Below are 11,816 nucleotides of genomic sequence, written 5' to 3'. Positions count from 1 at the left end.
AATGGAAGTATTAGAACGCGTTATAACACGTAATTCGCCTGTTGAGGTTTATAACTGTGACTATGCAGATGGCGCTAATTTTTTTATGGGCGAGTGGAAAGGGTTTGAGGCCTGTATAGGCGATATGAACGTCCCGCATCGTCATAACGGATACAGCATTGATATATTGATCAAAGGCCGTATACGGCAGTCGATCGATTTTAAGCAATACGAAATGGAAGCGCCTGCACTGATGTTGATGGAGCCTAACCAGGTGCATCAGCATGAGATGGATCCGGACGCTGAGTTGATCAATATTTATTTTACTAACGACTTCCTGGTGCCCGAAATGCAGGGAGTCGTTAGTTGCTGGCGCTGTGTATTCAGCTCCGGGATGATTCCCCTGAATGAAGAGCAGCTGGAGGAGGTATTGTCGTATGCAGACCTGATCCGCAAGGAGTATAATGGGGATAAGTTGCGGAAGGAAGCGATTATCCGGAATTTGTTGAATGCGTTTGTGATTGCCTGTGGGCGGATTTCTGAGCCATCGGGCAACTGGATGAATGCGGAGAGTTCGCAATATAATATGGCGCGGCAGTTTAAGATGTTGGTCGACCAGCATTTTCATGAGAAGGCGCAGGTATCTGATTATGCAGAAATGTTGTACGTTTCACCGGGACATTTAAATGACACGGTGAAAGCCTTGCTCGGAAGGAATGCAAAATTTATTATAGATGAAAAGCGGATTATGGAAGCAAAGCGGCTACTGTATTGGGGTGAGCATTCCATTAAGCAGATCGCGGCGCAGTTGAATTTCGAGGATGACGCTTATTTTAACCGCTTTTTTAAGAAACATTCCGGGTTTACGCCCGCTTCTTTCCAAAAGAGTATCCGTGAAAAGTACAATTAAACCCGTAATAATTTAAACGCCCGTTAATATTAAATATCTATTTTTGCAGTGTGTTTAAAATAATGATGTCGCCCGTGCATCATTCAAAATTTGAAAACCAATGAGAATTTTTTAGCGGATATTCCGCAATACCTTTCTATTAATTTTATTTACAGTAGTAACATTTAGTTGCGTGCTTACGTATAATATGCTGTGACATTATACGTTGCCCGAAGCCGCGACGTTAACTACCTGTATTTTCACTCCCGACTGCTGTTACCAAACTGCTGCTGTGAAGCAATATGAGTTGTATTGTCTTCGCTACGGAGAGAGATTTATTGTTGCACGATTAAAAAAACAAGTATGAAACTAAGGAGAACTATTTTCGAAAATTTGCCGGCAGGCTTAATTTATAGCACTATCATCCTCGCAGTGATGTCTGGCTGTGGCACATCACAGGCACATCAGGAGCAAGGGGGCGGCGCGCCGCCTTTACCCGTAATTAAAGCAGTTACATTACCTGCTACAACGTTTCAGGATTTCTCTGCTTCGGTAGAAGGAACCCGTGATGTGGAAATAAGACCACAGGTAGACGGCTATCTAACGAATATTTCAGTAGATGAAGGTGCTTACGTTAGAAAAGGTCAAACACTTTTCACGATCGACAGAAGGCCTTATGCAGAGCAGCTCAACAATGCCACTGCAAATTTACAAGCTGCAACAGCGGCATTAGAGAATGCACAAATCAACGTTGATAAATTGAAGCCGCTACTTAGTAATAATGTGGTATCGGATGTTCAATTAAAATCGGCCGAAGCAAGTTACAATTCGGCGAAAGCTAATGTTGCCCAGGCGCAGGCCCAGGTAGAAGCCGCCCGTATCAATCTTGGGTTCACCAATATCAGCGCACCCAGCGATGGTTATGTAGGTAGTATTCCCTTTAAAACAGGAAGCCTTGTTAGCAGAGGAATGACAGGCGCATTGACTACTATTTCTGAAGTAAAGGACATGCGTGTTTATTTTTCTTTGAGTGAAACCGATTTCCTCAAATTCAAGGAAAAATATCCAGGTAACAGCGTTGCTGAAAAAGTAAAAGGAATGCCGGCGGTTGAATTAATCCTGGCAGATGGAAGTGTTTATCCTGAAAAAGGAAAAGTTGAAATAGTGGAAGGGCAGTTTGACAAAACTATTGGTGCAATTAGTTTACGTGCCAGCTTTCCTAATGCACAGGGAATACTTAGAAGTGGTAGCACCGGTAAAGTCAGAGTACCTACTTTACATGCTGCTGCATTGGTAATTCCCCAGGAAGCCACGTTTGAATTGCAGGACAAAGTGTTTGTTTATACAGTGGCCGATAGTAATAAAATCGTTACAAAACCACTCACCATTTCAGGCAAAACGTCTAATTATTATTTTGTGACTGATGGCGTAAAGGAGGGAGATAAGATTGTATTATCTTCTCAATCTACCATGATGATGGGTGGTTTAAAAGATGGTGTTGTTATTCAGCCACAGATGGTATCTACAGATAGTTTGTTGAAAGCAAAGCCGCTGCTTTAAAATAATTAAGCGTGAAAGCACGCCAGTGTTAAGAGCGTTTACACAAAACATTATTCAAATTGCGACGCAGGCAGTGTTGTTACACATGCACTGTTTGTGTTCGTGCGGACATACCGCAACCCATAATTGTTATTTATGTTAAAACGATTTATTGAAAGGCCGGTGTTATCTACGGTTATTTCTATCATATTGGTTATACTGGGAGGGTTGTCATTATTCTCCCTGCCTACGGCTTTATTTCCTGAGATTGCGCCGCCATCTGTACAGGTTATAGCCAATTACCCTGGCGCCAACGGGGAGGTGATAGCCCGTACAGTTGCTACCCCGATAGAAGAATCGGTAAATGGTGTGGAGAACATGACGTACATGACTTCCAATTCCAACAATGATGGTAGCTACATCTTGACAGTTTTTTTTAAACAAGGAACGGATCCTGATATTGCGGCGGTAAACGTACAAAACCGCGTATCCAAAGCTAATAGCCAGCTACCTCCCGAAGTATTACAAGCTGGGCTTTCTACACAGAAAGTACAGAGCAGCTTCCTGATGTTTGTGGCGTTATATAGCGAGGATAGTGTTAAGTATAACGAGCTGTTCTTAAATAACTATGCGAGAATTAATATCATCCCTCAGTTACAACGTATACCAGGGGTGGCACAGGTACAGCCATTTGGTTCAAAAGACTATTCGATGCGTATCTGGTTGAAACCCGACAGACTTGTTGCTAATAATCTTTCTACAACAGAAGTGATGAATGCAATCAGAGATCAGAACGTAGAAGCTGCGCCAGGTCGTTTGGGACAAAGTAGTAAAGAATCTTTCGAGTATATTATTAAGTATAAGGGAAAGTTAAATAAGCCTGAAGAGTATGAAAATATGGTGATTAAGGCAAATAACGATGGTTCTGTTCTTCGCCTTAAAGATTTGGCCAGGGTTGAACTTGGTGGCTATACTTATACTGCTTCGAATTTGCTTGATGGCAAACCGGCTACCGGTTTTGGTATTGTGCAGACGCCGGGTTCCAATGCCAATGAAATTCTTACCGAACTGGAACGACAGATTAGAGAATTTGATAAGGGGTTACCCGGTGGTATGAAGTTTAAGATAATGTACAACTCGAAGGAATTTTTGGATGCATCTATCGACCAGGTTAAAGAAACGCTGATCATTGCGTTCATCCTTGTGGCCATCGTGGTTTTCATTTTCCTGCAAGATCTGCGCTCTACATTGATCCCGGTAATTGCTGTTCCTGTTTCGATTATAGGTACCTTCTTCTTCTTACAATTATTCGGCTTTAGCATTAACCTGCTTACATTGTTCGCATTGGTACTGGCTATTGGTATTGTGGTGGATGATGCCATTGTGGTGGTAGAGGCCGTACACTCAACGATGGAACGTGAGCATTTAGCGGCAAGAGAGGCAACCGTTAAAACGATGAGTGAGATATCCGGTGCGATTGTTTCGATCACATTGGTAATGGCAGCAGTGTTTGTACCAGTGAGCTTTGTACAAGGTCCTGCAGGCGTATTCTATAAACAATTCGCCTTTACACTGGCCATTGCTATCTTTATTTCTGCGGTGAATGCGTTAACGCTAAGTCCGGCGTTGTGTGCTTTATTCTTAAAGAACCAGCATATAGGCGAAGGTGGAAAGAAAAAAGGTTTTGGTAGCCGCTTCTTCGACGCCTTTAATACCGCTTTTAATGCCATGACGGCAAGATATATACGGAGCATCAAATTCCTGCTGAAGAACAGATGGGTGGCCATTACCGGATTATTGCTTGTAGTGGTGGCTACATTTTGGCTGATCAAAACAACGCCTACCGGGTTTATTCCAGATGAGGATCAAGGGTTCGTAGTTGGTATTACCCAAACACCTCCCGGTAGTTCACTTAGCAGAACGGAGAATGCAACGAGCCAGATAAGTAAAATTGTGCTGAAAGATGATGGTGTGAGCGATGTATGGGCCGCAAATGGGATGAACTTTGTAACAAATGCGAACGCTTCCCCTAATGCTGCGGTATTTGTAAGGTTAAAAGATCGTAAGGAGAGAGGTGTTGTAAAAGACCCGACTGCTATTGCAGGCGGTTTGTTAGGGAAATCAATGCAAGTACATGATGCCTTAACCTTTTTTGTTGGTTTTCCAACAATACAGGGTTTTGGTAACGTGAGCGGGGTAGAAATGATGTTGCAGGACAGATCAAACGGATCGCTGGATAAACTAGCAGGAACGGCATGGGGTTTTGTTGGTGCATTAAGTCAGCGGCCAGAAGTGGCAAGTGCGTTCACTACTTTTAGTACGGGTAACCCACAATACACCATTGATATAGATGAAGTAAAAGTGAAACAGTTGGGTGTATCTGTTAGTGATTTGTTGAATACACTGCAAACATATTATGGTAGTAGTTTCGTTTCAGACTTTAACCGTTTCGGGAAATATAGCCGTGTAATGGCGCAGGCCGATATTTCATACCGGATGGATAAAAGTTCGTTGGATGCTATTTATGTAAAGAACAACCTGGGTACGATGGTGCCGGTAAGTACAGTGGCCAAATTAACACGTGTATATGGCCCGGAAACAGTTACACGAAACAACCTGTATACTGCTGTTACCATTAATGCTACACCCAAACCAGGTTATAGTACCGGTGATGTAATTAAAGCCATTGGAGAAGTATCGAAAAAGGCATTGCCACAAGGATATGCCTATGAGTTTACAGGTATTACGAGGGAAGAGATAAGAGCAGGGAACCAAACTGCGTTCGTGTTTTTATTGAGTGTATTGTTCGTGTTCTTCCTGCTGGCTGCACAGTATGAAAGCTATATCCTGCCACTAGCAGTAATCCTTACTGTACCTACGGGTATATTAGGTGTATATAGTTTCATTGGCCTTAGCGGCATAGAGGGCAATATCTATGTACAAATAGGTATGATCATGCTGATAGGATTATTGGCTAAAAATGCGATCCTGATTGTGGAGTTTGCCATACAACGGCGAAGAGCGGGTTATAAGCTTGTTCAGGCGGCTTTGGAAGCAGCGCAGCTTCGTCTCCGTCCAATATTGATGACTTCCTTTGCCTTTATTGTTGGTATGTTGCCATTAATCTTTACACAAGGTGCATCTGCCAAAGGCAATCATTCGATCGGTTGGAGTACTGTAGGTGGCATGTTTACCGGGGTGGTCCTGGGGGTATTCATCATACCTGTGCTGTTTGTAATTTTCCAGTTCCTGCAAGAGAAAATCAGCCGCAAGCCGATAGTGGGAGTGGAAGGAAAACATGAGGCAAAGCTGGTACACTAAAAGATTAGCATTATCTATTATCAGAATCAGAAAAAAGACAAATGAAAACAAGTTATAGCTCATTTTTAATTCTGTTGTCCTTAGTTGTAGGGTTAGCAGCTTGCCGGGTAGGCCGCAATTATGAGCGGCCCCCGGTGGCGCTGCCCCAGCAATTTGGCAACGTGGCCCCGTCCGACAGTAGTATTGCGAGCATAGAATGGAAGCAATTTTTCACCGACCCCGCCCTGCAGCAGCTGATCGACAGCGCCATTACCGGCAACTATGATCTGCAGCTGGCAGTAAAAAGGGTGGCCTCTGCACAGGAGTACCTGAAACAGGCCAAGGTGGCATGGTTGCCGGCATTCACTGCCAACGCCTCTGCTAATACCAACTTCCCTTCCAAAAACAGTTTCACTGGTTTGAACCTATCGGTGAATAACCTGGGGGATCACCTGGAAGATTTCAACCTGGGAGTAAGTATGTCGTGGGAAATAGATATTTGGGGCAAAATACGCCGTCAGAAGGAAGCAGCCCTGGCTACTTACCTGCAGACCTATGAAGGACAGCATGCCGTACAAACCGGTCTGGTAGCTGCAGTAGCCAACAGCTATTTCAACCTGCTGATGCTGGACAAACAACTGGAGATTGCTCATAAGAACGTACAGCTCAGCGATACTATCGTAAAGATGCTCCGACTGCAGAAAGCCGCAGGAGAGGTAACAGAGCTGGGTGTGCAACAGGCCATCTCTCAACAGCAAACAGCAGAACTGCTGGTACCACAACTGGAACAGGGTATTGCCATACAGGAAAACGCCCTGCGTATTTTAATGGGAGAGCTGCCAGCTGCGATTGCCCGCACCGGTAAGCTCAGCGACTTCCACGTAGCGGATTCACTGCCTACCGGTATCCCGGCTGCCATGATCAGTCGCCGTCCGGATGTACGGGCCAGCGAAATGGGCCTGGTAGCGGCCAATGCCCAGGTGGGCGCAGCACAGGGAAGCATGTATCCCTCGCTTACCATTACTGGCAGCGGAGGGGTGAATGCCTTCAAGGCCAGCACCTGGTTTAATTTACCAGCTTCCCTGTTTGGAACCGTAGCCGGTGGTATTACGCAACCTATCTTCCAGCGCCGTGCTTTGAAAACACAGCTGGAAGTAGCCAAAATACAACGTGAACAGGCTGTGATACAGTTTAAGCAATCGGCCCTGAATGCCATTGGAGAAGTGAGCGATGCCCTGGTGAAGCTGGATAAAGTAAAAACACAGCAGGAAATCGCTGTGCGCCAGGTGAACACATCCCAGCTGGCAATACAACAGGCGCAGCAACTGTTTCGCAGTGGTATGGCCAACTACTTGGAGGTAATTACCGCCCAGGGCCGGTCATTGCAGGCAGAATTATCGCAGGCGGATATTGACCGTCAACGCCTGAGTGCTATGGTAGATTTATACCGTTCCTTAGGTGGCGGCTGGAAATAGTTGATGCGAACTACGGATCAAAGCGAGGACTAACAGGCTCATTTTTCGATTCAACAGACAGGTATTTATGTCGCTTAGGTCCGTAGTTCGATATCAAATCCTTTATAGAAAAGAGTTTTGCAGTTTTTTCTGCAAAACTTTTTTATTTAGAATTGGTTTTATACATTTGCGTCCCTGGAGAGTTGGCAGAGCGGTCGATTGCGGCAGTCTTGAAAACTGTTGACTGTAACAGGTCCCGGGGTTCGAATCCCTGACTCTCCGCAAACTAGAAGCCTTTGGTTATAGCCAAAGGCTTTTTGTTTGCTGACCGCATCATTTGCCAAACACACCACTTATTAAGAGAAAAAAAATTGCCATTGAAATTTTTATATCTTTATTAAGTTGTTGTCATAAAAAAAGTATGACAGATGATATTGTACCGTCATGTAGTTAGTGCCTGTTTCTGCAATGAACCTTATTTTTTGTCTTAGTCTATCCTTACTACACTTCAACCCGCCTATATCCGTTACTTCAATGGATACGATGCCGCATTATTTTGTAAAGCATTTTACGGATGAAGATGGCCTGCCGCAAAACAGCGTAAAGGGGATCGTACCGGATAAGAATGGCTTCTTATGGTTGGCCACAGAAAATGGGTTAAGTCGTTTTGATGGCAATTATTTTTTCAATTTTGGCAGTGATAATGTACCTGGATTGAAAAGTAGCCGGATGGCCAGGATTTATCCCAGTGATACTGCTATTGCTGTAGAAACGGATATCAAAGAAATATTAACAGTAACGGAGAGCAGGGTAAAGCAGGTGGGGAAAGTCCTGCCGGGATATAAGTATCAACAATACCTCGATACAAAGGATGACTTTTATCCTATCAGGGGCTGGCCGGACGACTACGCGGTACATTTTGCAACCATGCGCCCGATAGTTATCCCGGATGCTACTGAAAGTTATTTCGCGGTCAATCGTGATACCATTTCTTTTATGGAAAGCGGGAAGGAAGCTTACCGCATTATACATTCTCAGCTCGATCTGCTGCGTTTATTCGTATGCGGTAACCGACTTTTTTACCTTAACCGGGATGGGCGCATCTGTGGATGGAACAAGGACCGGCAGGTGAAAGTATCGCTTTCAGGAGATCTATTGTCAGATTCCGCGTTTGGTAAGTGCAGGATGGAATTGTTCTGGAACCTGGCAGCCCACCAGGTTTTTATTTATACAGATGGTAATTGCTATCTGTTACAAAGGGAAGCCGACGGGAACATACATAGCACGATGGTATTGCGGGATTTCGATCTCCATACCGCTTACATTAATTCGATCTATTACGACCAGGTTAATAACCGGGTTTTCCTGGGCAGTTCTACCAAGGGGCTCTATGTTTGCACCAGGCAGCAGTTTACGGCGTATAAATCTGAGGCTTCGGAAGCGGAGGTATTTTATGCACAGGCTCCTTTCCCGGGGAATGCAGTGGTAACAGCCTCTGGTCTGGCCTTTGATCAACAAGGCAGGTACAGCCGGTTGCCGTTATCATTCGGCAGAAAAAATCCGTTGGAAAAATATACGTTGGCCCGTGACAAGGAGGGAAGATATTGGGGGAGAGATGGATTTTTGCTGATTTGCATATCGCCGGATTTCAGCAGGGTGTTATGCAAAATTCAGTTGCCGTATCTCATTACACAGGTTTATGTTGATGTTGACGGAAATTTGTGGGTAGGAGGGAAATATCCGGGGCTATATTATATAAAGATGGCTGATCCGGCCCGGGGACTGCAATTTCTCCCGGCCGCTATCAACGATGTAAATTATATCCAGGAAGAACAGACGCCGGGTATTTTATGGGTAGGCACTGGTCGAGGGATGTATCGGGTTCATTTACCGTCAGGACGTACCGACACCATCAAAGGTTTGGAAACAGCGAATATAAGAAGCATTTATATTCCCAAACAGGGAGAAACCTGGATTACTACTTATAACCGCGGCGTTTTTCTTTACCGGAATGAACGGCTGGCGGCCTTGCCACTAGACCGGCAGCGGTATATGACAAGTACGCATTGCATTATGGAAGATGACCAGGGGTATTTCTGGCTCACTACCAATAAAGGTTTATTCAGTGTTCGCCGGCAGGATGCACTGGATTTTGCAGATGGGAAACAGGATGATTTATTTTACTATTATTTCGGCAGGGACCAGGGGTTTAACACAAACGAGTTTAACGGTGGTTGCGAACCTTGCGCTCTGAAGTATGAGGATGGTGATATTTCGTTGCCATCGCTGGATGGGCTTGTACAGTTTACGCCGGCTGCTGTCAGGATGGAAATGCCCGACAAAGGGATATTTATAGATTGGGTGGAACGTGATCTGAAATTGACTGAAGCAGGGGAGCGTATTGAATTACCGAATAATTTTAAAACCTTCCGCTTACATGTCAGTTCCCCTTATTTTGGTGATCCGCGGAATCTTTATTTTTACTATTGCCTGGAAGAAGAGGATAGGCGGGGGGAAAAGATTTGGCTACCCGTGAACAGCGACAGAACGATTGCCTTATCATCTTTACCATCTGGGAATTATCGTATCTGCATACGGAAGCTGAAAGGATTCGGAAGGGACCAGTATATGGAAAAGGTGATCGTTATCAGCGTGGCGAAGGCTTTTTATGAAAAAGGATGGTTCCGGTTGGCTGTATTGATTACCCTCATCTGCCTGGTAATTTTGCTCTACAAGATACGTATCCGGCGTATCCAGGAACAGAACAAGCAATTAGAAATAAAGGTATTTAACCGTACCCGGAAGTTGCAGGAAACGATGGCCATCTTGCAGGAGTCGGATGAACAGGTACGTAAGCAGAGCCTCATGCACAAGCACCTGCTCACTGCGATTACGCATGATATTAAAACGCCGTTACGCTTCCTGCTCCGGGTGAATAAAGATGAACCCGGCACCTTACAGACGGATGAAGTAAAGATGGTTACCTATGAAAGTCTTTACCGGATGCATCACCTGGTAGACAACCTGATACATTACATGCGGACTACTTTTCATACCGGTGAATTTTCAAACGAAATCGTAGGTCTGTTTCCGTTAGTAGAAGAAAAGATGGCAATTTTTCGCCCATTATCTGATTCTAAAGGCATACAGCTCGTTAGTTATATTCCTCCTGAAATGACCGTAGCGGTGAATAAATTGTTACTGGCGGTAGTGCTGCATAACCTGTTAGACAATGCGGTGAAGTACACCAGCCGCGGCAGTGTAGAAATAACTGCCGAAGGAGGAACAGCAGGAGTCATCATACACATATCAGATACTGGCACCGGGATGCCGCCAGCAGTGATGGAATGGATTAACCATCCAGGAAATGACGGGAGCTGGCATTCCCATAGCACGGGTATCGGACTGGTGCTCGTAAAAGAACTGTTGTTGGTGATCAATGCCCGTTTATTGGCCAGCCCGCGCACCGGCGGCGGTACTATACTTTCACTACGGCTTCGCGGTAAGGACTAACCACCTGGTGCATCTGTACTTTCTCCACTAAAGCGATCACATTTTTCACGCCGGTCTTCTCAAAGATGCGCGATTTATAGGTGCTCACGGTAGTGAGTTGCAGGTGAAGTATTTCTGCGATTTTTACCAGGGGAAGCCCTTTGGTGAGCAGGTTCATGACTTCTACTTCGCGGCTGGAAAGCCCGGAGAATGGGCTATGGGAATGCTCTTCCTGTTTCGTATATTTCCTGATCAGCTGATCCCGTACAGCTTTACTGATGTACTTCTCTCCGCCAAGCACCGCGTTGATGGCAGCTTTAAATTCCTCATCGATGGAATTTTTCTCAATATAACCATCTGCGCCGGTCTGGAGATAGTCGAGTGCATAGAGGGTTTCTTCATAGGCAGAACACACCAGTATCCTGATGTCAGGGAGCCGTAGTTTTACGGCATCTATCATCTGGCGGTTGTTGCCACCGGGCATATTAATGTCCAGTATCAGCAGGTCGAAATGTCGGGCTTCAATAAGAGAAATGGTTTCATCAAATGTCCTTGCTTCAGTTACAAGCATATTGCCAGGCAGGGAGCAGATAATTTGTTTTATGCCAAGTCTTACTATCGAATGGTCGTCTGCAATCAGTACATGTATCATTTCCGTTACGGGTTAGGGACCAAGGGTAGCATTGGATGTTTGTCAACACTAAAATAATATATTTTTCTTTGGATGTATATAATTAATTGTAAATTTTTATAGAATTCGACAGATCCTGCCTTTGGAAATCCTGTTTGAAAATGAGTAGCCCTAATTATCTTGTAGTATAACTACTACAAATATATCGAACTACAACGACAGTCATGAAAAGGTAGTTTGATTACTTTCGCTGCAAGACTTGTTCCGTGGAGTCGTGTGAACAGGTTGATGAATCGTAGAACGTACCGATAATGCCCGTATCCATTTTATCTAATCTTAATGCTTTCCTATGTGGAATTTTACACGATTGTCATTACATGCGGACCCTATTTTTTCCCGCAGTTTCAAATTTCATTATTCGTAAAATAAATACCGTTTGTGTTTGACCGGTACTGGCTGAAGAGAGTTGCCTGTAGGTCTTAGCAAACAACCATATCGTACCCTGAGCATATAAAGATTTCTAAAGGAATCT

6 protein-coding genes and 1 tRNA gene are annotated in these 11,816 nt (G+C 44.5%); 6 read left to right on the top strand and 1 reads right to left on the bottom strand.

Features of this window, described 5'->3' with window-relative positions:
* Nucleotide 1: 1 nt before the first annotated feature.
* The 6 genes from HGH91_RS21515 to HGH91_RS21490 all read left to right on the top strand — a co-directional run bounded on the left by HGH91_RS21515 (nt 2) and on the right by HGH91_RS21490 (nt 10,674).
* Nucleotides 2-889, top strand: coding sequence for a helix-turn-helix domain-containing protein (locus HGH91_RS21515; RefSeq protein WP_168740862.1), 888 nt, complete (start codon nt 2-4; stop codon nt 887-889).
* 342 nt (nt 890-1,231) lie between these two features.
* Nucleotides 1,232-2,428 carry an efflux RND transporter periplasmic adaptor subunit gene (locus HGH91_RS21510; RefSeq protein WP_211092383.1) on the top strand — a complete coding sequence of 399 codons (1,197 nt, stop codon included), beginning with the start codon at nt 1,232-1,234 and terminating at the stop codon, nt 2,426-2,428.
* A 135-nt stretch (nt 2,429-2,563) separates the two neighbouring features.
* Entirely contained in the window at nt 2,564-5,728 is a 3,165-nt protein-coding gene (locus HGH91_RS21505) for an efflux RND transporter permease subunit (protein WP_168740861.1), read from the top strand.
* A gap of 41 nt (nt 5,729-5,769) precedes the next feature.
* Nucleotides 5,770-7,182 (top strand): efflux transporter outer membrane subunit, encoded by a 1,413-nt coding sequence (locus tag HGH91_RS21500; protein ID WP_168740860.1) that lies wholly within the window; start codon nt 5,770-5,772, stop codon nt 7,180-7,182.
* A gap of 176 nt (nt 7,183-7,358) precedes the next feature.
* Nucleotides 7,359-7,443, top strand: a tRNA-Ser gene (locus HGH91_RS21495).
* Between the two features lie 252 nt (nt 7,444-7,695).
* A complete protein-coding gene (locus tag HGH91_RS21490) occupies nt 7,696-10,674 on the top strand; it encodes a sensor histidine kinase (RefSeq protein ID WP_168741005.1) in 2,979 nt (992 codons plus the stop codon).
* On the opposite strand, the gene HGH91_RS21485 is transcribed toward HGH91_RS21490, so the two are convergent.
* Nucleotides 10,640-11,305: a response regulator transcription factor gene (locus tag HGH91_RS21485; protein WP_168740859.1), complete on the bottom strand. Its 666-nt coding sequence runs from the start codon at nt 11,303-11,305 to the stop codon at nt 10,640-10,642. The two genes, HGH91_RS21490 and HGH91_RS21485, sit on opposite strands and share 35 nt — an antisense overlap.
* Between the last annotated feature and the right edge of the window lie 511 nt (nt 11,306-11,816).

The sequence above is a fragment of the Chitinophaga eiseniae genome (assembly GCF_012641265.1).
GTDB lineage: Bacteria > Bacteroidota > Bacteroidia > Chitinophagales > Chitinophagaceae > Chitinophaga > Chitinophaga eiseniae_A.
This window is presented reverse-complemented; position numbering and strand designations above follow the sequence as displayed.

Coding starts and splice junctions, on each gene's coding strand:
- HGH91_RS21515 (WP_168740862.1), top strand. CDS start 2: ATGGAAGTATTAGAACGCGTTATAACACGTAATTCGCCTGTTGAGGTT.
- HGH91_RS21510 (WP_211092383.1), top strand. CDS start 1,232: ATGAAACTAAGGAGAACTATTTTCGAAAATTTGCCGGCAGGCTTAATT.
- HGH91_RS21505 (WP_168740861.1), top strand. CDS start 2,564: ATGTTAAAACGATTTATTGAAAGGCCGGTGTTATCTACGGTTATTTCT.
- HGH91_RS21500 (WP_168740860.1), top strand. CDS start 5,770: ATGAAAACAAGTTATAGCTCATTTTTAATTCTGTTGTCCTTAGTTGTA.
- HGH91_RS21490 (WP_168741005.1), top strand. CDS start 7,696: ATGGATACGATGCCGCATTATTTTGTAAAGCATTTTACGGATGAAGAT.
- HGH91_RS21485 (WP_168740859.1), bottom strand. CDS start 11,305: ATGATACATGTACTGATTGCAGACGACCATTCGATAGTAAGACTTGGC.